At 32.2% G+C, this 24,021-nt stretch carries 32 protein-coding genes; 28 read left to right on the top strand and 4 right to left on the bottom strand.

From position 1 onward, the window contains the following. Positions 1-4 precede the first annotated feature (4 nt). From rplP to RH82_RS14780, 27 genes are all read left to right on the top strand, one after another. Positions 5-424, top strand: coding sequence for a 50S ribosomal protein L16 (rplP, locus tag RH82_RS14905; RefSeq protein WP_034061905.1), 420 nt, complete (start codon positions 5-7; stop codon positions 422-424). A gap of 13 nt (positions 425-437) precedes the next feature. Further along, on the top strand, positions 438-629 hold the full coding sequence (rpmC, locus tag RH82_RS14900) for a 50S ribosomal protein L29 (RefSeq protein WP_034061903.1): 192 nt from the start codon (positions 438-440) through the stop codon (positions 627-629). 12 nt (positions 630-641) lie between these two features. Then, positions 642-899, top strand: a complete 258-nt coding sequence (gene rpsQ, locus RH82_RS14895) for a 30S ribosomal protein S17 (protein WP_013869035.1) — start codon at positions 642-644, stop codon at positions 897-899. 2 nt (positions 900-901) lie between these two features. Then, on the top strand, positions 902-1,270 hold the full coding sequence (gene rplN / locus RH82_RS14890) for a 50S ribosomal protein L14 (protein ID WP_013869034.1): 369 nt from the start codon (positions 902-904) through the stop codon (positions 1,268-1,270). A 13-nt stretch (positions 1,271-1,283) separates the two neighbouring features. Further along, entirely contained in the window at positions 1,284-1,595 is a 312-nt protein-coding gene (gene rplX, locus RH82_RS14885) for a 50S ribosomal protein L24 (protein ID WP_034061899.1), read from the top strand. A 2-nt stretch (positions 1,596-1,597) separates the two neighbouring features. Next, positions 1,598-2,149, top strand: coding sequence for a 50S ribosomal protein L5 (gene rplE / locus RH82_RS14880; protein ID WP_034061897.1), 552 nt, complete (start codon positions 1,598-1,600; stop codon positions 2,147-2,149). A 3-nt stretch (positions 2,150-2,152) separates the two neighbouring features. Then, positions 2,153-2,422, top strand: a complete 270-nt coding sequence (gene rpsN, locus RH82_RS14875) for a 30S ribosomal protein S14 (protein ID WP_034061894.1) — start codon at positions 2,153-2,155, stop codon at positions 2,420-2,422. Between the two features lie 60 nt (positions 2,423-2,482). After that, positions 2,483-2,881, top strand: coding sequence for a 30S ribosomal protein S8 (rpsH, locus tag RH82_RS14870; RefSeq protein ID WP_034061891.1), 399 nt, complete (start codon positions 2,483-2,485; stop codon positions 2,879-2,881). Between the two features lie 18 nt (positions 2,882-2,899). Further along, positions 2,900-3,442, top strand: coding sequence for a 50S ribosomal protein L6 (gene rplF / locus RH82_RS14865; RefSeq protein WP_034061888.1), 543 nt, complete (start codon positions 2,900-2,902; stop codon positions 3,440-3,442). Positions 3,443-3,452: 10 nt separating this feature from the next. Further along, positions 3,453-3,809: a 50S ribosomal protein L18 gene (rplR, locus tag RH82_RS14860; protein ID WP_034061886.1), complete on the top strand. Its 357-nt coding sequence runs from the start codon at positions 3,453-3,455 to the stop codon at positions 3,807-3,809. Positions 3,810-3,815: 6 nt separating this feature from the next. After that, a complete protein-coding gene (gene rpsE, locus RH82_RS14855; RefSeq protein WP_034061884.1) occupies positions 3,816-4,340 on the top strand; it encodes a 30S ribosomal protein S5 in 525 nt (174 codons plus the stop codon). A gap of 11 nt (positions 4,341-4,351) precedes the next feature. Beyond that, on the top strand, positions 4,352-4,534 hold the full coding sequence (gene rpmD / locus RH82_RS14850; RefSeq protein ID WP_034061882.1) for a 50S ribosomal protein L30: 183 nt from the start codon (positions 4,352-4,354) through the stop codon (positions 4,532-4,534). 14 nt (positions 4,535-4,548) lie between these two features. Next, positions 4,549-5,001 carry a 50S ribosomal protein L15 gene (gene rplO, locus RH82_RS14845; RefSeq protein ID WP_034061879.1) on the top strand — a complete coding sequence of 151 codons (453 nt, stop codon included), beginning with the start codon at positions 4,549-4,551 and terminating at the stop codon, positions 4,999-5,001. Between the two features lie 15 nt (positions 5,002-5,016). Further along, positions 5,017-6,372 carry a preprotein translocase subunit SecY gene (secY, locus tag RH82_RS14840; protein ID WP_034061877.1) on the top strand — a complete coding sequence of 452 codons (1,356 nt, stop codon included), beginning with the start codon at positions 5,017-5,019 and terminating at the stop codon, positions 6,370-6,372. 8 nt (positions 6,373-6,380) lie between these two features. Further along, on the top strand, positions 6,381-6,596 hold the full coding sequence (gene infA, locus RH82_RS14835; protein WP_007094967.1) for a translation initiation factor IF-1: 216 nt from the start codon (positions 6,381-6,383) through the stop codon (positions 6,594-6,596). A gap of 5 nt (positions 6,597-6,601) precedes the next feature. Then, the gene (gene ykgO, locus RH82_RS18260; protein ID WP_076732133.1) at positions 6,602-6,718 is read left to right on the top strand and encodes a type B 50S ribosomal protein L36; all 117 of its coding nucleotides are present in this window, start codon (positions 6,602-6,604) and stop codon (positions 6,716-6,718) included. 2 nt (positions 6,719-6,720) lie between these two features. Continuing rightward, complete coding sequence (gene rpsM, locus RH82_RS14830) at positions 6,721-7,095, top strand: 30S ribosomal protein S13 (RefSeq protein WP_034061873.1); 375 nt, start codon at positions 6,721-6,723, stop codon at positions 7,093-7,095. A gap of 109 nt (positions 7,096-7,204) precedes the next feature. Then, the gene (rpsK, locus tag RH82_RS14825; RefSeq protein ID WP_034061869.1) at positions 7,205-7,597 is read left to right on the top strand and encodes a 30S ribosomal protein S11; all 393 of its coding nucleotides are present in this window, start codon (positions 7,205-7,207) and stop codon (positions 7,595-7,597) included. 204 nt (positions 7,598-7,801) lie between these two features. After that, entirely contained in the window at positions 7,802-8,407 is a 606-nt protein-coding gene (rpsD, locus tag RH82_RS14820; RefSeq protein ID WP_034061867.1) for a 30S ribosomal protein S4, read from the top strand. A 92-nt stretch (positions 8,408-8,499) separates the two neighbouring features. Next, on the top strand, positions 8,500-9,492 hold the full coding sequence (locus tag RH82_RS14815) for a DNA-directed RNA polymerase subunit alpha (RefSeq protein WP_034061864.1): 993 nt from the start codon (positions 8,500-8,502) through the stop codon (positions 9,490-9,492). 126 nt (positions 9,493-9,618) lie between these two features. Then, positions 9,619-10,083, top strand: a complete 465-nt coding sequence (gene rplQ, locus RH82_RS14810) for a 50S ribosomal protein L17 (RefSeq protein WP_034061862.1) — start codon at positions 9,619-9,621, stop codon at positions 10,081-10,083. 113 nt (positions 10,084-10,196) lie between these two features. After that, entirely contained in the window at positions 10,197-11,300 is a 1,104-nt protein-coding gene (gene carA / locus RH82_RS14805) for a glutamine-hydrolyzing carbamoyl-phosphate synthase small subunit (protein ID WP_034061859.1), read from the top strand. A 153-nt stretch (positions 11,301-11,453) separates the two neighbouring features. Beyond that, positions 11,454-12,746, top strand: coding sequence for a phosphopyruvate hydratase (gene eno / locus RH82_RS14800; protein ID WP_034061856.1), 1,293 nt, complete (start codon positions 11,454-11,456; stop codon positions 12,744-12,746). Positions 12,747-13,088: 342 nt separating this feature from the next. Next, the gene (locus RH82_RS14795) at positions 13,089-13,517 is read left to right on the top strand and encodes a hypothetical protein (RefSeq protein ID WP_034061854.1); all 429 of its coding nucleotides are present in this window, start codon (positions 13,089-13,091) and stop codon (positions 13,515-13,517) included. A gap of 359 nt (positions 13,518-13,876) precedes the next feature. After that, the gene (locus RH82_RS14790) at positions 13,877-14,254 is read left to right on the top strand and encodes a DUF350 domain-containing protein (RefSeq protein ID WP_034061851.1); all 378 of its coding nucleotides are present in this window, start codon (positions 13,877-13,879) and stop codon (positions 14,252-14,254) included. Between the two features lie 244 nt (positions 14,255-14,498). Then, positions 14,499-15,785 (top strand): citrate synthase, encoded by a 1,287-nt coding sequence (locus RH82_RS14785; RefSeq protein WP_034061848.1) that lies wholly within the window; start codon positions 14,499-14,501, stop codon positions 15,783-15,785. Positions 15,786-15,848: 63 nt separating this feature from the next. Beyond that, positions 15,849-16,763 (top strand): dimethylarginine dimethylaminohydrolase family protein, encoded by a 915-nt coding sequence (locus RH82_RS14780; protein WP_034061846.1) that lies wholly within the window; start codon positions 15,849-15,851, stop codon positions 16,761-16,763. Positions 16,764-17,115: 352 nt separating this feature from the next. Here RH82_RS14780 and RH82_RS14775 read toward each other — a convergent pair whose 3' ends face one another. Continuing rightward, positions 17,116-18,495, bottom strand: a complete 1,380-nt coding sequence (locus tag RH82_RS14775; RefSeq protein WP_394330736.1) for an LIC_10190 family membrane protein — start codon at positions 18,493-18,495, stop codon at positions 17,116-17,118. Positions 18,496-19,079: 584 nt separating this feature from the next. Here RH82_RS14775 and RH82_RS14770 point away from each other — a divergent pair. After that, entirely contained in the window at positions 19,080-20,123 is a 1,044-nt protein-coding gene (locus RH82_RS14770) for a flavin-containing monooxygenase (protein WP_034061841.1), read from the top strand. A 48-nt stretch (positions 20,124-20,171) separates the two neighbouring features. Here the strand turns inward: RH82_RS14770 and RH82_RS14765 are convergent, their stop codons facing one another. Genes RH82_RS14765 through RH82_RS14755 form a run of 3 tightly spaced genes read right to left on the bottom strand, consistent with a single transcriptional unit; the run spans position 20,172 to position 23,945 of the window. Next, positions 20,172-22,421, bottom strand: coding sequence for a TonB-dependent receptor plug domain-containing protein (locus RH82_RS14765; RefSeq protein WP_241148079.1), 2,250 nt, complete (start codon positions 22,419-22,421; stop codon positions 20,172-20,174). Positions 22,422-22,473: 52 nt separating this feature from the next. After that, complete coding sequence (locus RH82_RS14760; protein WP_034061839.1) at positions 22,474-23,370, bottom strand: FecR family protein; 897 nt, start codon at positions 23,368-23,370, stop codon at positions 22,474-22,476. 59 nt (positions 23,371-23,429) lie between these two features. Continuing rightward, positions 23,430-23,945, bottom strand: coding sequence for an RNA polymerase sigma factor (locus RH82_RS14755; protein ID WP_034061836.1), 516 nt, complete (start codon positions 23,943-23,945; stop codon positions 23,430-23,432). Positions 23,946-24,021 lie beyond the last annotated feature (76 nt).

Genomic DNA, 24,021 nt, shown 5'->3' with positions numbered 1-24,021 from the left:
AAAAATGTTACAGCCTAAAAAAACAAAATTTCGTAAAATGCAAAAAGGACGTATGAAAGGGAACTCTGGTAGAGGTCACTTACTTTCTAACGGAACTTTTGGAATAAAATCACTAGACTCGAACTTTTTAACTTCGCGTCAAATTGAAGCAGCACGTATTGCAGCTACTCGTCACATGAAAAGAGAGGGGCAACTTTGGATTAAAATATTTCCAGATAAGCCTATTACAAAGAAACCTCTTGAAGTACGTATGGGTAAAGGTAAAGGTGCCGTTGAATATTGGGCAGCAGTAGTTAAACCAGGTAGGATCCTTTTTGAAGTAGGAGGAGTGCCATTAGACGTTGCAAAAGAAGCATTACGTTTAGCAGCACAAAAATTACCTGTAAAAACAAAGTTTTTAATCGCTAGAGATTACGAAGCATAATTTATTTGATATTATGAAACAATCAGAAATTAAAGAATTATCTGTAGCTGAGTTACAAGAGAAACTTGGTGAGACAAAAAAGAGTTATTCAGACCTAAAAATGGCACATGCAATATCTCCTTTAGATAACCCAATCCAATTACGTTCTGTAAGAAGAGATGTAGCAAGATTGGCAACGGAATTAACTAAAAGAGAATTACAATAATTCTGCTGAAAGATGGAAAAAAGAAACTTAAGAAAAGAACGTATAGGAGTAGTTACTAGTAACAAAATGATGAAATCAATCGTTGTTGCCGAGGTAAAAAAAGTGAAACATCCTATGTACGGAAAATTCGTTTTGAAAACGAAAAAATACGTAGCACACGACGAAACAAACGACTGTAACATTGGAGATACAGTAAAGATCATGGAAACAAGACCTTTATCTAAATCTAAATGTTGGAGATTAGTTGAAATAATTGAAAGAGCGAAGTAATTATGGTACAACAAGAATCAAGAATAAAAGTAGCAGATAACACTGGAGCGAAAGAAGTTTTAGTTATTCGCGTTTTAGGAGGTACCAAAAGAAGGTACGCTTCTGTAGGTGACAAAGTTGTTGTTTCTGTAAAAGATGCAACGCCTAATGGAAACATTAAGAAAAAAGCAGTTTCTACAGCAGTTGTTGTACGTACTAAAAAAGAAGTAAGACGTCCAGATGGATCTTATATTAGATTCGATGATAATGCTTGTGTACTTTTAAACCCAACGGGTGAAATGAGAGGAACACGTGTATTTGGACCTGTTGCTAGAGAACTTCGTGATAAACAATTCATGAAAATTGTATCATTAGCACCAGAAGTGCTTTAAGACATTTATAAAGATGACAAAGCTTAAAATTAAATCTGGAGATACTGTAAAAGTAATTGCTGGAGATCACAAAGGATCAGAGGGTAAAGTGCAAAAAGTATTAGCCGATAAGAACAAGGCGATCGTTGAGGGCGTGAACATGGTAAAGAAACATACTAAGCCAAGTGCACAAAGTCCACAAGGAGGAATCGTAGAGAAAGAAGCTCCGATCCAAATTTCAAACTTATCATTGTTAACTTCTAAAGGAGAAGCAACAAGAATTGGATATAGAATGGAAGATGGAAAGAAAGTAAGATTTTCTAAAAAATCAAACGAAGTAATATAGTTATGGCATATTCACCTAGACTTAAAGAAGAGTATAAAAGCAAAGTTGTTGCAGCTCTTACAGAAGAATTTGGTTATAGTAATGTAATGCAAGTACCTAGACTCAAAAAGATCGTTGTGTCTAGAGGAGTTGGTGCTGCAGTTTCAGATAAAAAATTAGTTGACTACGCATTAGACGAGTTAACAACTATAACAGGACAGAGAGCTATTGCTACATTGTCTAAAAAAGATGTTGCAAGTTTCAAATTACGTAAAGGTATGCCAATTGGCGCTATGGTTACGTTAAGAGGAGAAAGAATGTACGAGTTTTTAGACCGTTTAGTAACTTCAGCTTTACCACGCGTTAGAGATTTCGGTGGTATTAAAGCAAAAGGTTTTGATGGAAGAGGTAATTACAATTTAGGAGTTACTGAACAAATTATATTTCCAGAAATAGATATTGATAAAATCAATAAAATTTCAGGTATGGATATTACATTTGTAACTTCTGCTGAAACTGATAAAGAAGCAAAATCATTATTAACAGAATTAGGTTTACCTTTTCAAAAAAACTAAGTTATGGCTAAAGAATCAATGAAAGCCCGCGAGGTGAAGAGAGCTAAAACGGTAGCTAAGTATGCTGAGAAGCGTAAAGCTTTAAAAGCAGCTGGCGATTACGAAGGCTTACAAAAGTTACCTAAAAACGCTTCTCCAGTTCGTATGCACAATAGATGTAAATTAACTGGAAGACCAAAAGGTTACATGCGTACCTTTGGTGTTTCTCGTGTTACATTTAGAGAAATGGCTAACCAAGGTTTAATACCAGGAGTTAGAAAAGCAAGTTGGTAAAATTATAAATTGGTCTAAGGTTTACAATAGTGTAAAAACCAAGTCCGCAAATTAATAAATATGTATACAGATCCAATTGCAGATTTCCTTACAAGAGTTAGAAACGCTGTGCGTGCTAACCATAGAGTAGTGGAAATTCCTGCATCAAATTTAAAAAAGGACATAACTAAAATTTTATTCGATCAAGGATATATTTTAAGTTATAAGTTCGACGATTCTTCGGTACAAGGAACAATTAAAATTGCCCTAAAGTACAATAAAGAAACAAAGGAACCCGTAATTAGAAAATTACAAAGAATAAGTAAGCCTGGTTTACGTTTGTATTCTGGTTCAACTGAATTACCTCGTATTCTTAACGGATTAGGTATTGCTATCGTTTCTACTTCTCATGGAGTAATGACAGGTAAGCAAGCTCAACGTGAGAATGTAGGTGGTGAGGTTTTATGTTACGTTTACTAATCTATAAACAAGAAAGAGATGTCAAGAATAGGAAATAATCCAGTGGCAATTCCAGAAGGAGTTACTATAGAAGTAAAGGATAACGTTATTACAGCAAAAGGTAAGTTAGGGGAACTAACTCAATCTTATGATACTGTAACTGTTAAAGTAGAAGATGGAAATGTGTTAGTAGCACGTCCTTCAGATAATAAAGAAAGTAAAGCTAAGCACGGTTTATATAGATCACTTGTCAACAATATGATTGCAGGTGTATCTAAAGGATGGACTAAAGAGCTTGAGCTAGTAGGAGTAGGATATAGAGCAAGTAACCAAGGACAAAAATTAGAGTTAGCATTAGGTTTCTCTCATAATATTGTTTTAAGTATTGCACCTGAAGTGAAAGTGGAAACAATTTCAAATAAAGGTAAAAATCCAATCATTAAGTTAACATCTCACGACAAACAACTTGTTGGACAAGTAGCTGCGAAAATTCGTGGATTTAGACCACCAGAGCCGTATAAAGGAAAAGGTGTTAAGTTTGTAGGTGAAGTACTAAGAAGAAAAGCTGGTAAATCAGCATAATAATTGAGTTATGGCGTTAACAAAAAACGAAAGAAGACTAAGAATTAAAAGCAGAATCCGTAAGGTTGTTTCTGGTACAGAAGCAAGACCTAGATTAGCTGTTTTTAGAAGTAATAAAGAGATTTATGCTCAAGTTGTTGATGATGTTACAGGTAAAACTTTAGCAGCAGCATCTTCAAGAGATAAAGACATTAGTTCTGTAAAAGGTAATAAAACTGAAGTAGCTACAATGGTAGGTAAATCAGTTGCCGAAAAAGCAATAACAGCAGGAGTAAATACTATCGCTTTCGATAGAGGTGGTTATTTATATCATGGTAGAGTAAAATCATTAGCTGAAGGAGCTAGAGAAGCAGGACTTAAATTCTAAGAAATTATGTATAAAAAATACAGAAGTGCAGAGTTAGTAAAACCAAGTGGTTTAGATCTTAAAGATCGTTTAATTGGTGTACAAAGAGTTACTAAAGTAACAAAAGGTGGTAGGGCATTTGGTTTTTCAGCAATCGTAGTGGTTGGGGATGAAGCGGGTGTTGTAGGACACGGTTTAGGGAAATCTAAAGATGTAGCTAGTGCAATTGCAAAAGCTATTGAAGATGCTAAAAAGAACCTTGTACGTATTCCTATTGTAAAAGGTACGTTACCTCACGAACAAAAAGGTAAATACGGAGGCGGAAGTGTAAATCTTATTCCTGCTGCTCCTGGTACAGGAGTGATTGCTGGTGGTGCTGTAAGAACAGTTCTTGAAGCAGTTGGAGTTCATGATGTATTATCTAAGTCTCAAGGGTCATCAAACCCACACAACGTGGTGAAAGCAACTTTCGATGCATTATTGCAATTGAGAAGTGCGCATACTATTGCTCGTGAAAGAGGTATATCTTTAGAGAAGGTTTTTAACGGTTAATATTTACAGAAATGGCAAAAATAAAAGTAAAAAAAGTTAAGAGCGCGATCAACCGTACTAAAAGACAAAAGTTAACATTGTTAGCTTTGGGTTTAAAAAAGGTAGGACAAACTGTCGAGCACGATGACACTCCTAATATTTTAGGAATGATTAGAAAAGTTAATCACTTAGTTTCTGTAGAAGAAACTAAATAACAATATACTGAAAAATGAATTTAAGTAATTTAAAACCTGCAGAAGGTTCAGTAAAAAATCAAGGAAAAAGAATAGGTAGAGGACAAGGTTCTGGAAAAGGTGGTACTGCTACACGTGGTCACAAAGGAGCAAAATCTCGTTCGGGTTATTCTAAAAAGGTTGGTTTTGAAGGTGGTCAAATGCCACTTCAAAGACGTGTGCCTAAATTTGGTTTTACAAATATCAACCGTATAGAGCATCAAGGTATTAACTTAGATACTTTACAACAATTAGTTGATGACAAGAAAATTAAAGATACATTAGATTTTGGAACTATCGTTTCTCTAGGATTAGCTGGTAAAAACGAGCTTGTAAAAATCTTAGGACGAGGAGAGTTGAAAACTAAGTTAACTGTAACTGCACATAAATTTACTGCTACCGCCAAAGCTGCTATTGAAGCTGCAGGAGGAGAAGCAGCAACTTTATAAGACCTACTAGAGAATATGAAATTTATAGAAACGATAAAGAATGTTTGGAAGATCGAAGAACTAAGAAACCGAATCGTATTTACTTTAGGTTTATTATTAGTTTATCGTTTTGGAGCACAAGTTCCGTTACCAGGTATTGATGCTACACAATTAACTAGCTTACAAGATCAAGCTGGTGGTGGTGGTATTATAGGTTTATTAAATGCCTTTACTGGTGGAGCTTTTGCAAATGCATCAGTTTTTGCTTTAGGGATTATGCCTTATATTTCTGCCTCTATTGTTGTTCAGTTAATGGGAATTGCTATTCCTTATTTACAGAAACTTCAAAAAGAAGGTGCTAGTGGACAGAAAAAAATCACTCAAATTACAAGATGGTTAACCATTGGTATCTGTTTAGTGCAGGCACCGGGATATTTAGCTAGTTTACAACCAATGTTTGGTATTCCAAATTCGGCCTTTTTATTAGGTCAAGGTGGTCTTTTTTACTTTTCATCTATAATTATATTAGTTACGGGTTGTATTTTTGCTATGTGGTTGGGAGAGAAAATTACTGATAAAGGAATTGGTAATGGTATCTCACTTTTAATTATGGTTGGAATTATTGCAACATTACCAAAATCTTTTTTACAGAATGTGAATGCAAGATTCACTACAGGTAATGGGCTAATGATGATTCTTTTCGAAATAGTAATTTGGTTTGCTATTATCGCAGCATCAATATTATTGGTTATGGCAGTTAGAAAAATTGCTGTACAGTATGCGAGAAGATCTGCAACTGGAGGATACGAGAAAAATGTATTTGAAGGTGCAAGACAATTTATTCCATTAAAGCTTAATGCATCTGGAGTAATGCCAATTATCTTTGCACAAGCTATTATGTTTGTTCCCGGTTTAATAGGCGGTTCATCTTTATTAAAAGATACTTCTGCTGGACAATGGATGCAAGCTAATTTCTCAGATATGTTTGGAATGTGGTATAATATTGTATTCGCTTTATTAATCATAATATTTACATATTTTTATACTGCGATTACTGTACCAACAAACAAAATGGCAGACGATTTAAAACGTAGTGGCGGGTTTATTCCGGGCATTCGTCCAGGATCTGAAACATCTGAATACTTAGATAAGATAATGTCTCAAATAACATTACCAGGTTCTATCTTTTTAGCGTTGATAGCTATATTTCCGGCTTTTGTATTTAAGTTAATGGGAGTACAATCAGGTTGGGCATTGTTTTTTGGAGGAACGTCATTATTAATTATGGTTGGGGTTGCAATCGATACTATGCAACAAGTAAATTCTTATTTGTTGAATAGACACTACGATGGCTTGATGAAAACTGGTAAAAATAGAAAAGCAGTAGCTTAAGATTTACTATGGCAAAACAAGCAGCAATAGAACAAGACGGAACGATTATAGAAGCATTATCAAATGCGATGTTTCGTGTAGAATTAGAAAACGGTCACATTGTGACAGCACATATATCGGGTAAAATGCGTATGCATTATATTAAGTTGTTACCAGGTGATAAAGTGAAATTAGAAATGAGTCCTTACGATTTAACTAAGGCTCGCATAACTTATAGATACTAATTACGATGAAAGTAAGAGCATCAGTTAAAAAGAGGAGCGTAGATTGTAAAATCGTACGTAGAAAAGGTAGACTTTATGTCATTAACAAAAAGAATCCTAGATTCAAACAAAGACAAGGATAATTATGGCTAGAATTGCAGGTGTAGATATACCAAAAAACAAAAGAGGAGTGATCTCATTAACTTATATCTACGGAGTAGGTAGAAGCAGATCACAAGAAATTTTAGCATCAGCTAAAGTAGACGAAAGTATTAAAGTTCAAGATTGGGACGATGATCAAATAGCAGCCATTCGTGATGCCGTTGGAACATTTACTATTGAAGGTGAACTACGATCTGAAACACAATTAAACATTAAGCGATTAATGGATATTGGATGTTACAGAGGTATTCGTCATAGAGCGGGTTTACCTTTAAGAGGTCAACGTACTAAAAATAACTCTAGGACCAGAAAAGGTAGAAGAAAAACTGTTGCTAATAAGAAAAAAGCAACTAAATAATAATTAGAAATTTGGTCTTTAGTGTTTAGACGTTGGAAAGAATCTGTTTGAAATTATTTAGGTTTAGGATTCTAGCGACTATCAACTAACTACTTAGAACTATAGAAATATGGCAAAGACAAATGCAAAATCAGCTAAAAAACGTAAAGTTATAGTTGAATCTGTTGGAGAAGCGCACATAACTGCGTCTTTTAACAACATTATTATCTCATTAACAAACAAAAAAGGTGACGTGATTTCATGGTCATCTGCAGGTAAAATGGGATTTAGAGGTTCTAAAAAGAACACGCCTTACGCGGCTCAATTATGTGCAGAAGATGCATCTGGAGTAGCTAAAGAAGCTGGGTTAAAGAAAGTAAAAGTTTACGTAAAGGGTCCAGGAAATGGTAGAGAATCTGCTATTCGTTCTATTCATAATGCAGGAATTGAGGTAACAGAAATTATTGATGTTACACCATTACCTCATAATGGATGTCGTCCACCAAAACGTAGAAGAGTGTAAAACGTTGCATTGCAACAGTATGTTCACATCATTTTTATATGCATAAATTAATATCAGCTATTTAACATAGCTGATGTTAATTTTTTTGTGTAAATTTGCAGACCGAAAAATATTATTAACAAGTATCAACAAGAGATCAACGCTAGTCGAAGGATAAGATTAAGACCTTAATTCACAAAGCACTCTTAAAAAAACAATTTAAAAATGGCAAGATATACTGGTCCTAAAACTAAAATAGCACGTAAATTTGGCGCTGCTATCTACGGAGATGATAAAGCCTTCGAAAAAAGAAATTACCCACCAGGGCAACATGGTAATGCACGTCGTCGTGGCAAAAAATCTGAATATGCTGTCCAATTAATGGAGAAGCAAAAAGCTAAATATACTTATGGTGTGTTAGAAAAGCAGTTCAGAAACATGTTCAAAAAAGCAACTGCATCTCCAGGAATTACAGGTGAAGTTTTATTACAATTATGTGAATCTAGATTAGATAACGTAGTTTTTAGAATGGGTGTAGCACCAACAAGAAGTGCTGGAAGACAATTAGTATCGCACAGACATATCACAGTAAATGGAGAGTTGGTAAATGTACCTTCTTACCAAGTAAAAGCTGGTGATGTTGTAGCGGTAAGAGAAAAGTCTAAATCTCTTGAAGCTATCGAAAGATCATTATCAAATTCAAGTAACGTTTTCGAATGGATTACTTGGAATAGCGCAACAAAGGAAGGAACTTTTGTTTCTGTACCTGCTAGAATTCAAATTCCAGAAAACATAAATGAGCAATTCATCGTTGAATTATACTCTAAATAATAAATAATCATATTGGTTTTTAGCCAAAGGGTTTTTAGTGTTCTTCAAACTTATTAACCGCGCAACTAAATAACAATTAAAACGAAGAAAATATGGCAGTATTTAATTTTCAGAAGCCTGACAAAGTAATCATGATTGATTCTACTGATTTCGAAGGAAAATTCGAATTTAGACCACTAGAACCAGGTTATGGGTTAACAGTAGGAAATGCTCTTAGAAGAGTGTTATTATCTTCTTTAGAAGGATTTGCAATTACATCGATTAGAATAGAAGGCGTTGATCACGAATTTTCAGCGATCTCTGGAGTAGTGGAAGATGTTACTGAAATTATTTTAAACTTAAAGCAATTGCGTTTTAAGCGTCAAATAGAAGATGTAGATAACGAGTCTGTTTCTATTTCTATTTCAGGTCAAGATCAAATAACAGCAGGTGATTTTCAAAAATTCATTTCAGGATTTCAAGTTTTAAATTCAGATTTAGTAATCTGTAATTTAGATCCTAAAGTAAATTTAACAATGGAAATTACAATTGAAAAAGGAAGAGGTTATGTTCCTGCAGAAGAAAACAAAAAAGCTTCAGCACCAATTGGAACAATCTTTACAGATTCAATATATACGCCTATAAAAAATGTTAAGTATAGCATTGAGAATTACCGTGTAGAGCAAAAGACAGATTACGAAAAATTAGTTTTCGAAATCCAATCTGATGGTTCTATTTCACCTCAAGATGCTTTAACTGAAGCAGCAAAAACGTTAATTCACCACTTCATGTTATTCTCTGATGAGCGTATTACATTGGAAGCTGATGAAATAGCGCAAACTGAAACTTATGATGAAGAATCTCTTCATATGAGACAGTTGCTTAAAACCAAGTTAGTAGATATGGATTTATCTGTACGTGCACTTAACTGTTTAAAAGCTGCTGAAGTAGATACATTAGGAGACTTAGTATCTTTCAATAAAAACGATTTAATGAAGTTCCGTAACTTCGGTAAAAAATCTTTAACAGAGCTTGAAGAGCTTGTAAATGTAAAAGGTTTAAATTTCGGAATGGATTTATCGAAATACAAATTAGATAAAGATTAAGGATTTTTAGAGTATGATTTTCATTGTACTATTACACTCTAATAATTTAATTAATTAAAATAAATAATTAATCATATTTTGCTCCTCTATAAACGAGTTTAGTAGCAAGATGATAAAACAAATGTCATGAGACACGGAAAAAAAGTAAACCATTTAGGTCGTCAAACGGCTCACAGAAAAGCAATGTTAGCAAACATGGCTTGTTCATTAATTGAGCACAAACGCATTAACACTACTGTTGCTAAAGCAAAAGCTTTAAGAGGGTATGTTGAGCCAATGATAACAAAATCTAAAAACGATACGACACATAACCGTCGTTTAGTTTTTTCTAAGTTGCGTCAAAAAGAAGCAGTTACAGAATTATTTAGAGATGTAGCAGCAAAGATTGGTGAGCGTCCAGGAGGATATACTAGAATTATCAAGTTAGGAAATCGTTTAGGTGATAACGCTGATATGGCAATGATTGAGTTAGTAGATTATAATGAAATCTATAACGCAGACAAGAAAGCTAAGAAAACAACGCGTAGAAGCCGTCGTGGAAAAGCAGCTGCTGCTCCAGTTGATACTAAAGCAACTAACGAAGAAGAATAAATGTTAATAAGCATTTAATATAAAAAGGATAAACTATTTTAGTTTATCCTTTTTTTTATGCAATTTTGTGAAACCTTAGTTCTCACTAGTGTGAGAATCTCATCAATTTTTATATGAAATATCAAAAATTAAAGAAAGCATTAATCCTATTGTCAGATGGAACTATTTTTCATGGTAAAGCTGTTGGTAAAGAAGGTAGCGCATATGGCGAAGTCTGTTTTAATACTGGAATGACTGGTTATCAAGAAATTTTTACAGATCCATCATATTACGGTCAATTAATGGTTACAACCAATGCCCATATAGGAAATTACGGTGTTAATAATGAAGAAGTAGAATCTGATTCTGTAAAAATTGCTGGTTTAATTTGTAAAAATTTTAGCTATGATTTTTCACGTGATGCGGCAGATGGTTCCTTAGAAGATTTTCTTAATAAGAATAATCTTTTGGCAATTTCAGATGTTGATACAAGAGCCTTAGTTGCGTACATTCGTGATAATGGTGCTATGAATGCTGTTATTTCTACGGAAGTAGATAATATCGATGCTCTTAAAAAACAATTGGCAGATACACCGAATATGGATGGTTTAGAACTCGCTTCAAAAGTGTCTACAAAAGAACCCTATTTTGTTGGTGATGAAAATGCTTCATTAAAAATATCGGCTTTGGATATCGGTATTAAAAAGAATATTTTAAGAAACTTAGTAAAAAGAGACGCCTACGTAAAGGTCTTTCCATACAACTCTAAATTTGAAGATTTGGAAGCTTTCAACCCAGATGGTTATTTTCTGTCAAATGGTCCTGGAGATCCAGAACCTTTATTTGAAGCTCAAGCAGTAGCGAAAGAAATTATTAAAAGAGATTTACCACTATTTGGAATCTGTTTGGGACACCAAGTCATTGCTTTAGCAAATGGTATTTCAACTTACAAAATGCATAATGGTCACAGAGGGATTAATCATCCTGTAAAAAATTTAGTAACGGGTAAAGGGGAAATTACGTCCCAAAATCATGGGTTTGCCATTAATAGAGAGGAAACTGAGGCACATAGTGATATAGAAATTACACACGTTCACTTAAATGATAATACCGTTGCAGGAATAAAAATGAAATCTAAAAATGTTTTTTCTGTACAGTATCATCCAGAAGCTAGTCCTGGACCACACGATTCGTCTTACTTATTCGACGCATTTATAGATAATATTAAAAAGAACTAATATCAAATAAGCAATAGATTGTATTTTCTATTGCTTATTTTATTTTACTAAAACGTTATAGCTTAATTTTTATTCAATTCTGATATAGATTCTATTTATAACACAGAATTTAACTGTAAATTTGAGGGTTAAACAAAATTTAAAACACCAATTATGAGTATAATAATCAATGTTCACGCAAGACAAATTTTCGATTCAAGAGGGAATCCAACTGTAGAAGTAGATGTAGAAACAGAAAATGGATTTGTAGGAAGAGCGGCAGTACCATCTGGAGCATCAACAGGAGAACACGAAGCTGTAGAGTTGCGTGATGGCGGAGATAAATATATGGGTAAAGGTGTTACCAAGGCTGTTGAGAATGTAAATACTATTTTAGCCGAAGAGCTTTTGGGCGTCAATGTTTTCGAGCAAAATTATATAGATACTTTAATGTGCGAAATAGATGGTACTCCAAACAAAGCTAAGTTAGGCGCCAATGCTATTCTAGGTGTTTCTTTAGCAGTAGCTAAGGCAGCGGCAGCAGAATTAGGTATGCCGTTATATCGTTATGTAGGAGGTGTCAGTGCAAATACCTTACCAGTACCGATGATGAATATTATTAATGGTGGTTCACATAGTGATGCGCCAATTGCTTTTCAAGAGTTTATGGTGATGCCAGTAAAAGCAGACAACTTTACTCATGCATTACAAATGGGAACAGAAATTTTTCATAATTTAAAAAAAGTATTACACGATAGAGGCTTAAGTACAGCAGTAGGTGACGAAGGTGGTTTTGCTCCTAATTTAGAAGGCGGAACGGAAGATGCTCTAGACACAATCAAGAGAGCAGTTGATAATGCAGGTTACACTTTGGGAGATGATGTAATGATTGCCTTAGATTGTGCAGCAGCAGAATTTTATGTTGATGGAAAATACGATTATTCTAAGTTCGAAGGTGAAACTGGAAAAATAAGATCAAGTAAAGAACAAGCAGATTATTTAGCTGAATTATCTCGTAATTATCCAATTATCTCTATTGAAGATGGTATGGACGAAAACGATTGGGAGGGTTGGAAATACTTAACTGAGCAAATTGGAGACAAAGTACAGTTAGTAGGAGATGATTTATACGTAACTAACGTAGAACGCTTGTCTAAAGGAATAAAAAACGATATTGCTAATTCAATATTAATTAAAGTAAATCAAATTGGTACTTTAACCGAAACGATTGCAGCTGTAAACATGGCTCATAATGCTGGTTATACTTCAGTAATGTCTCACAGATCTGGAGAAACTGAAGACAATACTATTGCCGATTTAGCTGTAGCACTAAATTGCGGGCAAATAAAAACGGGTTCTGCTTCACGTAGTGATCGTATGTCAAAATACAACCAATTATTACGTATTGAAGAAGAATTAGGAGACGTAGCTTACTACCCTAAAATGAATGCTTTTAAAATAAAATAATAAATATATTATACTAAATAATTAAATCCTGTTATTTGTAATAGCAGGATTTTTTGTGGTTTAAGGTTTTTCTTTTTAGCTATTGGGTTTTAAAAAGGGTGTTAATAGTTTTCTTCAAGTCATTTATAGGCTCTTTGACAGTTCGCTATTGATTTTAGCTATTGTATTAGTAATCATGGTGTCAATACTAATAGTTTCTAATTTAGAAGTAAACAGGTATTTGTTACTGCTATATATAGTATCAATAATTGGAATAGCTTTTTATTACTGGAAAATAAGAAAAAAATTACTCAAGAGAATAATAAGAATTCATCAATTAATCTTTTTTTTGAAATACTAAAATTGGGAATTGGAGTATTTCTCTTCTTTTTACTTATCCTTAATTCTTACAAACCAAGTAACTCTATATCTTATCAAGATGAAGCAGATAAAACCGTTACACTATACACAGACAGTTTAGCGGTTTCTTTTTCTAAATACTATTTAAGCCATCAAACGTGGCAAGACTTTAATCGAGAAAAGCATAGTTTGCCTTTTAAAGTTAATTATAATGATGTAATTAAATCTAATGAAAATCGAAATACTTTTAGAATTATCCATCAATTTTATTGGAAAATATTTTATAAGTATTTAATAGTCAATGATAAACCTTTAGTTGAAGAGCTAGTATTTACCTTTTTTAACTATCAAAAAGAAAAGAATATGAACAGAATAGGTTTTGCAGAGCTAATTATTTCTTCCATTCAAGATATACCTTATAATTTAATTTAAGTAAGCAATGCAAAGAGACCGATGTTAAACCATGTTATGGCGATATAAAAATGGGTGTTTATGCACCAGTCGAATTTGTGTCAAATTTAAGAGCAGATTGCGATACAAGAACTGTTATGATTTACACATTATTATCTCGATTTAATTACGATGTGGCTATTTTAAATAGTGAAAAATATAGGCATTCCGTTCTTGGTCTAAATAATTACATCAACAGGAACGTATAAAATACATAATAATAGAAAATACTATTTCGTAGAGACTACAGCGCGAGGTTGTCCAATTGGTTACCTACATAAAAATTTTTCAAATATTAACTATTGGAAATTCGCCTTAATACATAACCTAAAATTATAAAAATGGAATTATTTTATCTCGCCTTAATCCAAATCATTATCTCAATTGTTTTGTCAATAATAATTTCATATAAAATTTTAATAAAGATATTTAGACTAGAAGAGAGTGAATTTAATAACGACAATCTAGCACTTAGTATTTTCTTCTCTGGTATTATTTTTAGCGTTTGTTATTTATTAAGTGGCATAATACCTTCAATTATAAATGCAATTCAACTCATAAAAACACATACCGAAGAAAGCTTGTTTCTTGAAATATTAAAGTATTCTGCCATGTGTTTATTTATAGCAATATCTATACTACAAATTAGTGCCTTTTTTTTAATTAAGATAATGACAAAACACATTAAAGAAGTCGAGCAGTTAAAAAAAATAACTTAGCGGTATCGATACTTTTGGTGAGTATTCTTATTTCAATTGCACTAATATCTAAAGATGGTTTAATCTTCCTTCTTGAAACATTTTTGCCACAACCTGAATTTATTCAGTTTAATTAATGCTCTCTTTCTTTAGGCTATAACTATTATCAATATCTTAATTGTTAAATCCTTGTAAAGAAGGATTAAAAATCGCGACTTATTTTGTAATTTAGCATTGCAAAAAATAAGTAAAAAGAGATAAAAATATGTCAAAAACTGCTACGTTAGAAATCGACGGAAAAAAGCATGAGTTTCCTTTAATAGTAGGAACAGAAAATGAAGTTGCAATAGATATAAAAACCTTGAGAGCTGTAACTGGAGGTGTAACAACTATAGATCCTGGTTATAAAAACACAGGTGCTTGTGAGAGTGCAATTACTTTTCTAAATGGAGAAGAAGGGATTTTAAGGTATAGAGGGTATGCTATTGAAGATTTAGCAGAAAAAGCAGATTTTCTTGAAGTCGCTTACTTGTTAATTTTTGGAGAATTACCAACACAAGATCAACTAGATAAATTTAACGCAGATATTAAAGAGCATTCTGTAGTAGATGATGATATTAAAAAAATAATAGACGCTTTTCCAAAGGCTGCTCACCCAATGGGAGTCTTGTCGTCTTTAACAAGTGCATTAACAGCTTTTAATCCTACCTCTGTAGATGTAGATTCTGAAGAAGAAATGTATAATACGGTTTGTAAAATAATGGGTAAATTTCCTGTATTGGTCGCTTGGACTATGCGTAAGAAAAAGGGATTGCCATTAAATTATGGAGATAGTTCTTTAGGTTATGTAGAAAACATCTTAGAAATGATGTTCTCAAAGCCTAATGAAGACTACAAACAAAGCGAAATCTTAGTAAATGCTTTAGATAAGTTATTAATTTTACATGCAGATCACGAACAAAATTGTTCTACTTCTACAGTAAGAATAGTAGGGTCTGCACACACAGGATTATTTGCATCTATTTCTTCAGGTATTTCTGCGCTTTGGGGACCATTACACGGTGGTGCAAACCAAGCAGTATTGGAAATGTTAGAAGCTATTAAAGAAGATGGTGGAGATACTCAAAAGTTTATGTCTAAGGCTAAAGACAAAGAAGATCCTTTTCGTCTAATGGGCTTTGGTCACAGGGTTTATAAAAACTTCGATCCACGTGCAAAAATAATTAAAGTTGCAGCTGACGAGGTGTTAGCAGATTTAGGAGTTGAAGATCCAGTACTTGATATTGCAAAGGGCTTAGCTTCTGAAGCATTAAGCGATGACTATTTTGTAAAACGTAAATTATATCCAAATGTAGATTTCTATTCAGGAATCATTTACAGATCTATGGGTATTCCAGTAGAAATGTTTACTGTAATGTTCGCTTTAGGGCGTTTACCAGGTTGGATAGCACAATGGAAAGAAATGCGTGCGCGTAAAGAACCAATTGGCCGTCCTAGACAAGTTTATATTGGTGAAAACCACAGAGCTTTCAAAGCTGTTGAAAAAAGATAATTTTTAATAAATTTTATACTAAGCTTCATAAGAAATTATGAAGCTTTTTTTTATATTACAATCATGTTAAAACTCAATGTTAAAAACGAAACATCACGCCTGAAAGCTGTTGTTTTAGGTACAGCAAAAAGTAATGGACCAACTCCTAAGTTGGAAGAAGCCTACGATCCTAAATCTGCTCTACATATTAAGGCAGGTACTTATCCTATTGAAAAAGATATGGTTAAAGAAATGGAAGCCGTCGCCAACGTTTTTGAAAAGTACGATATCAAAGTTTTTAGACCTGAGTTAATAGAAGACTGCAATCAAATTTTTGCTAGAGATATCGCATTTGTAATAGACGATGTATTCGTAAAAGCAAATATATTACCAGATCGCGAGAATGAGTTAGATGCTATTCAATATGTAATAGATCAAGTAAATCCAGAAAAAGTAATTAGACCTCCAGAAGAAGTTCATATTGAAGGTGGAGACGTTATGCCATGGAACAATTATATTTTTGTGGGTACGTATAGAGAAGACGATTATCCCGATTGTATTGTCGCTAGAACGAATCTTGCAGGTGTTGCATTTCTAGAAAAAACCTTTCCTAATAAAAAAGTGAAGTCTTTTAACTTAAAAAAATCGCAAAACAACCCAAGAGATAACGCATTACATTTAGATTGCTGTTTTCAACCCATAGGGACTAATAAGGCAATTCTACATAAAGAAGGTTTTCTGGAAGAAGAGGAATACGAATGGTTATTAAATTATTTCGGAAAAGATAATTGTTTCATTATTACTAAAGATGAAATGTATAACATGAATAGTAATATATTCTCAATCTCTGAAAATGTTATTATTTCTGAAAGAAATTTCACACGATTAAACGCTTGGCTACGCGACAATGGATTTACAGTCGAAGAAGTTCCTTATGCAGAAATTTCCAAACAGGAAGGTTTACTACGTTGCAGTACAATGCCTTTAATTAGGGATTAATACCTGCTTAGGCGGGAATCTTAAGGTTATAAAATTTCTATTCTTGAGCTTGTAGACGACTTATTTCTGAAATAACGTTTTTTTTGTATTTTCATTTTCTGGATTGAACTCCAATGATTTCTTGTAATTAAGAATAATTTTTTCGTAATAGTATTTTTTTTTATAAAAGATAGGATGTGAATAGAAGCTTCTCTACTTGGTTCAAGATTTGAAAACGGCAAGCGCTATTGTCAAAAAAAACAAACTTTAAAGGTGTTTTTCTCTAAAAAAAATGACAAGTTCCTTAGAATTCTATTAAAGAATAATCGTTTAGATTAATATTCTTGGCAGCATTATAATTAAAGCACATTTTTTAATCAGGTTTAGAAGATAAAAAACCATCCTTAATGTTCTTTGTTCTCAATTGTGGAATATGATTATAATATGTTGAAAAATAGTCAATCATATCTTTGTTTACACATGGTAATGGACCATTTGATGTTTGCCAAAAAAATAAGGAATCTTTAGAAGGTGAAAAATATTTTAAATTTTGTATTTCATATTCAATAAATTCTAAATCTTCAAATTGAGTAATCGACCTTGGGAAATTCACTTGTGAAGGAATTATATGATGTTTTACACTCATAATATTATTGTTTGTTACATTCCTAACGTTTAAGCCGAATACTCCTAATAAGGTAAGTAAGATTAGGTTTAATGCAAATAGGAGCTTAATTAAATAAAATCTTTTATGTAATAAATGTGCAGATATTAATAATGCTATAGATAGCAAAAATGGAAGAAAAAACCTGTATTGAGGAGATGTCGTGTAAAACACTATAAATTGAATAATAAAAAAAATATAGAGATAACGCATTTCTTTTTTCTTGTTGGTAAGAAAAAGGAATAAGAACATCAAGAGTAAAATTAATTTATTTAATAGACCATTGAGTTTTGGTAAATTAAGCCAAATCCAAAATTTATTAATCAAACTAAGGTTGCAAAATTCTTCCCAATTATACATTTGCCAACCGTACATAGAAGTCCATTGGTAATAGGCGAGTTGTAAATTATAATTTAGTTTCCAGTCAACATTAATTAATTCATTACCTATAGAAAGTGGGTATAAAGGATAACCAGTAATAACGATGTTTTTTATTATAAAACTCGATAATGACATTAAAGACAAAACGAAAGGTAATCTCCACTTTTTTAAATCTTTTGTTTTTATAAGAATAATTAATAGCAGTATTAAAATAGGTGCTACTGTAACCTTAATTAAGATTACTAACAAAGTAAGCACAGTAATTAAATTTATATGATTACTGTTCTCTTTTTGAAAAGACTCAATGAAAAAGTATATAATAAGTGTTACTATTATTGTCGTTGGAAGATCTGGAGAAGGTGAGGCTATAAATGGAAAAAGAAAAACTAATGAAATGATAATTAGTGAAATAAATAAATCATTTTTATTTCCAATCAATTTATAAGACTCCCATTTTTCTATGCAAAAGAAACTTGTGCTAAGGATTAAGAAACCATTTAAATCATTAAGATTAGATGCGGTAAAGCTAAAGTTAAAACTACTTTGTAATAGATGCCATCCAGAATTTTGACCAAGAAAAAGGTGCAAATTAGCAAGGCCTTTAACTAAGCCATAGTTGTTTATCCATTTTATAGTTTGTATATAATAACTCTCGTTATCAGTAAGGAAAGGTAACGACGACGAGTGTATGAGTGAGATTACAATAATAAAAAAAACAGAAATTTACTGCTAATTGAAAATTTAGAAAAAGAATTTATTGTGTTGTGTATTATTGCTTTTACAACAGAAAAGTTAAACGCAATAAATAGAGTTGAAACAATTAAATTTATTAAAAAGAAGTAATGATCTATCGGGAAAAATAAAGCGTAAAATGTTGAAAAAATTATTTCTAAAAAAAAGAACCAATTAAAATTGTAAATAATATAGTGTAGGCCTCTAACCTTATCCATTTATTGAATACCATTCCAACTCCTAGTGAAATGTAAAGAATAAAGAAATAGGATATTAAGATTGTAATCATAAGCAAATCCTTAATTAATAGTCGTTTGGCTTAGTATTGCGAATGTTTAATATATAAAAACCAGTATCAGTCTTGAAATAGGTTCAGCACCCGCATTTTTTATTAGTGCTTAAACGAAGTTAGCTTATTTTTTTTACAAAGTCATTACGTTAAAATTACTCCAATACTTAAATTAAATTCAAAATTATAATTCGTTTTTTATAATTAAGATAATGTTCAATAGTTCCTATTTTAGTCTCTACTTTTGCATAGAATTATAATATGTAATAAGATGTTGGATTATGTGGTAATTGGAGGTGCACAAGCAGGATTAGCAATAGCTTATCATCTAAAATTAATGAATAAAAAATTTATAGTTGTTGATGGTGAAAAAGAAATTGGCGCTTCATGGTTAAATAGATGGGATTCTTTAAAATTATTTACTCCAACAGAATACAACCATTTACCAGGTTTAAAGTTTAGTGCCTCTAAAGGGCATTACCCAACTAAAATTGAAGTTGCTAACTATTTTAAATTATACGTTAAGAAATTTAATATCCCAGTACAGCTAAATACATTAGTAACATCGGTATCTAAGAAAGAAAAAGGTTTTTATGTACAACATAAAGATGGCGAAATTGAAACTAAAAATGTAATTATTGCTACTGGTCCATTCCATATTCCTTATACACCTCCTTGTCATACTAAAATATCAGTAAATACACTCCAAATGCATAGTAATTACTATAAAGGTGTGCAACAATTGCAGGAAGGTGATGCATTGGTAGTTGGAGGTGGTGATTCTGGATATCAAATACTAAATGAAATATCTAAAGATAAATCAAGAACCGTTTATTTTTCTGGTGATACTAGTGTGAAATCATTACCTCAGAATTTTTTAGGTAAAACATTATGGTGGTGGTTTACAATGGTCGGTTTTTTAAGTTATAGTAAGTATAGTTGGATAGGGAAGAAAATTATTTCTTCTACTCAACCAGTTATAGGTACAGATGTTAAGGAGATTTTGTCTAGAAAGAACGTGATACCTGTTGGAAGAACAAAAGATGCATTAAACGAAGATGTTTTTTTTGAAACTGAAAAAAAGACTACAATTAAAAATATCATTTGGGCGACAGGTTATCGTCCAAATTTTAAATGGATTGAAGGATTGGAACTCGATGCAGATAGTTATCCAAAAAATTATAGAGGAATAAGTAATATAAAAGGTTTATACTTTATTGGATTGCCATGGATGCACACTCGTGGATCTGCAACATTAGGAGGTGTGTCAAAAGATGCTAGTTATTTAGCTAATAAGATAAATGACAATAATTAATTTTTTTATCATACCTTAAAACTAAGATTTTAAAAAAAAAGCAAACCATCAAAAAACCACTCTAAAACTCAAATTAGGCGTAAAACCTAGCGATTTATTATTAATTCTAGAGATAGAATCATCTTCGTTTAAAATGTAATAACTGTTAAGTGTGTTTTTTCGATTTAATAGATTCCAAATCGAAAAGCCTATTTCGGCTTTTGTGTTTTTAGCTACATTAAAGTTATAAGTTCCAGAAATATCGGTTCTAAAATAATCGTTTAGATTCGTGTTATTTGCAGTATTGTAATTAATATTGTTATCAAATATTGGCTGTTCCGCGTTTGGAGTCGTCGTTGGTCTTCCAGAATTCCAATTAAATCCTAATGCTAATTTTAAATTATTATGAGTATAAGTTCCTGCAAAAGATAATACGTGAGAAACATCAGTATTATTGGCAAAGTCTTCCGCGTTATTTAGTGTAAGAAATGAATAATCATTATTGCTAAAAGAGTAGCTTAACCACGTGCTAAAAGCATTAAATTGCTTATTTATTAAAAAATCGACACCTTTAGTTTCATAACTTCCTATAGCGTTTATGTTTTGATATTGATTTTGAAATCCTTGACTTCTTGTGGTTATACCATCAACATGTTTAATAAAAGCTTCTATACTTATTAAGAGTTTGTTTTTGTTATAATGCAACCCAATAGACGCTTGCTTGCTTTCAATAATTGGTAAAGTGGTGTTGTTTGCTAAAATCCAACGGCGTTTTTCAATGCCTAAAAAATCGTTTTGTCTGTCGATAATTTGAGAAGTGACCTGACTTTTAAATTCACCTAAGAATTCAACTTTAAAATACTTTAGAACTTTATGATTTAAACTTAAACGCGGTTCTAATAATAACATATTAAAAGGCTTGTAATAATTACTTCTAGTTCCAATTTTTAAATGTGTCCTGTTATTGTAAGATGAAAAAGTGAATTCACTAAAAGTGGAATGTGTGTTTACCTCACTTTTATTTTCACTTCTAAATTCCGGGTTATTTATGGCTTCTAGATTTGTAATACCAACTTGAGAATATTGGTAGCCATTTGTCCAGCGTAAACGGTCGTTAAAATCTAATTTAATTTGAAAAGTAATACCATGATCTAAAACCTGATTGTTTTGTTGTAACCGTTGGTCATTCTCTGCATTAAAGTTAGTGGCATTAAGTTTGTAATCTGAAATATTTAATTGGACTTCAGTACTTAAAAAGGTGCTCCATTGTCTATTATAGTTTAAGCCAGCAGCGAGGTTTCGCTGTATAATATTACTATTTAGGACAGTGGTCACATTGTTATCTGTGCTGCTTTCTAAGTAATCGAGTGCATTAAAAATGGTTGTAAAACTGAATCTTAACTTGTCTTTCGTCGAAAGATCATGTAGTAACTTCGTGCTGATATCGTAAAAATAAAATTTTTCGTTTGAGGTTGAATTTTGGCTGTTTTCAGTAGGACTATATATATCCGACTCTTGAAAAATGCGATCGAAATATTGTTTGTAGGTTGGCGTATTTACAACATCCGTAATTGAGCGTCTTGCAGATAATTGCAATTCCATATTACCTTGTAATTTCACCTTAGCAAATCCATCCGCTTGAATTAAATTTAAGCCTAAACCAGCAGAGTTTTCTTCATTTAAATCAGTATCTAAACGCATATCTATTGTACTAGATACGCCATCTCCATATAATGCACTTGTTCCATTTTTAGAAATAACAACATTAGACACTAGGCTCGGATCAAAGGCGGAAATCAATCCAAAAAAATGTCCAGACTGATACATTTTTATGCCATCCCAAAGAATTAAATTTTGGTCGTGTGTGCCACCACGAACATTAAGGTTCGAAACCGATTCGTCAACACTTAACACGCCTGGCAATGCCTGTACCGTTTGTAAAACATCTGGTTCTATTAAACCAGGAAGAATACCAAATTCTTCTGGGTTTAAAACAACTTCTCCAGTTTTTGTTTTTGTAATACCCGTTGTTAAATAGGTGGAAAGTTGCACTTCTTGGAGAGCTTCAATTGGTCTCATTACTTCTCTGCTAGGGGCAATGGCAACAAAACGACTATTAATAATTTTGAAGTTTAAATTGGTGTTTGTTCTTAGGTAAGTTATTGCATTGTTATAAGAGAGTAATGTTGAAGGTTCATCAATTTTAACACCTTCTATAGTTTTATCTGCGTAAGTAAAACGGATATCAAAACGTGTTTCTAATGCCTTTAAAATTTCGGTAAGCGGAGGCTTTTCAGTTTTAATAGTTTGTGAATTCACGCTAATAAAACTAAAAAAAAATAGTGCAATTAACAGTGTGAACGTAATTTTTTTACTCACGCTTTAGCGATATCTTATTGTTGTTTTTAGTATAGGCTAAGTTAAGTGGAATAGTAATAGCCTGCAATGCAACGTCCATATTATTATGCGAAAAGCTACCTGTAAACAATTGAGTTGTGTCTATTGTGTTTGCACTAAAAGTAACATTGTACTGCCTTTCAAATTCTGCTATTACTTGAGTATAAGGCATACTTTTAAAAGTAGATTCATTGTTAATCCAAAATGGACTTGTATCTTTTGTAAGCGCTTTTTCAACCAATATATTATTTAAAATTAAGAAACTTTCTCCCGGTTTTAAAACACGACTGGTATTGTTGTGTTCTACTTTTACAGCACCTTCGTAGCAAATAACTTCAAAAAGATTAGCTCTATTTTTAATATTAAACTCTGTACCTAAAACAGAAATGTCTCCTGCAGAAGTATGTACAGTAAATTTAGAACCTTTTGCAACTTTAAAATAGGCTTCACCTGTTAGATCCAGAACTCTGCTGTTTTTCCAACTTTTAGTATTAAAAGCTAAAGTAGATTTTGCATTAAGCTTTACTTGAGAATTGTCTGGTAGTACTATATTTTCTTTTTGAGCAAATTTGGTGGCTATATTTGTGTCTAAAGTGGTGGTGTAGTAATAAGAACCAAAACAGATGGCTAAAATAGCAGCAAAGCGTAAAAACGGTTTTAGCCAATTGTTTTGCTTTTTTGTTCTGCTTTTTAGGGCAAAACTTAATTTTTCTAATTCACTATTAGATTCAAAACTTCGAGGTTTAAATTGCTGCAAAGCAGAATCTAGCCTAGTCAATTCTTCGAAGTCTTCAAGCTGTTTAAAAGCTTCAAGTTCCTGAGAATTCAGGCTGTTGTCTAACCATTTATTAATTAAATCTTCTCGTGTCATAATTATCATTCAAGTATAGAACAACTATATATTAAAAACTCCTACCATTGTTTAAAATTTCAAAGTTCCTTTATATCTTTCCGTAATTTTTTCAAAGCGCCATAAATACGCTTTTCTACAGCTTTAGAACTAATACCTAATAGTTCAGCTATTTCTTTATGTTTTTTTCCTTCAACTCGATTCATCATAAAAGCAGTACGTTGTGCATCAGTTAAATTAGAAAGTGCTGTTTGTAGTTTTTGCATGTATTCCTGCTCCTCCATTACAAATTCAGGAGTTACATTGGTATGCTGTTTTGGTTTGGTCTGGTGATGTTTTAAAACAATTTTATGGTGTTTTACTTCATTTAACATTAAGTTGTTAGCAATAGTGAAAAGATAACTTTTTGCTTTTTCAGGTGTTACCTTTTTACAGTTTTCCCAGAGTTTAATAAAAGCATCTTGAGTTTTGTCTTTCGGGTTTAAATGGTCACCAAATTTATAATACAAGAAATTATGCAAGTCTTTAGCGTGCTTTTTAAATAAAGCATTAAACAAGTGTTCTTCGCAAATGTTGTCGTGTAATTTTTTTGGCATTTCATGTTTTTAAATTGCTTAAAAATATGAAAAAGAGTAAAGCAAAAGTGGTTTCTTAGTGAAATATAAATAATTA

It is taken from the genome of Lacinutrix jangbogonensis (genome assembly GCF_000797445.1).
In the GTDB taxonomy this organism is placed as follows: Bacteria; Bacteroidota; Bacteroidia; order Flavobacteriales; family Flavobacteriaceae; genus Lacinutrix; species Lacinutrix jangbogonensis.
This window is presented reverse-complemented; position numbering and strand designations above follow the sequence as displayed.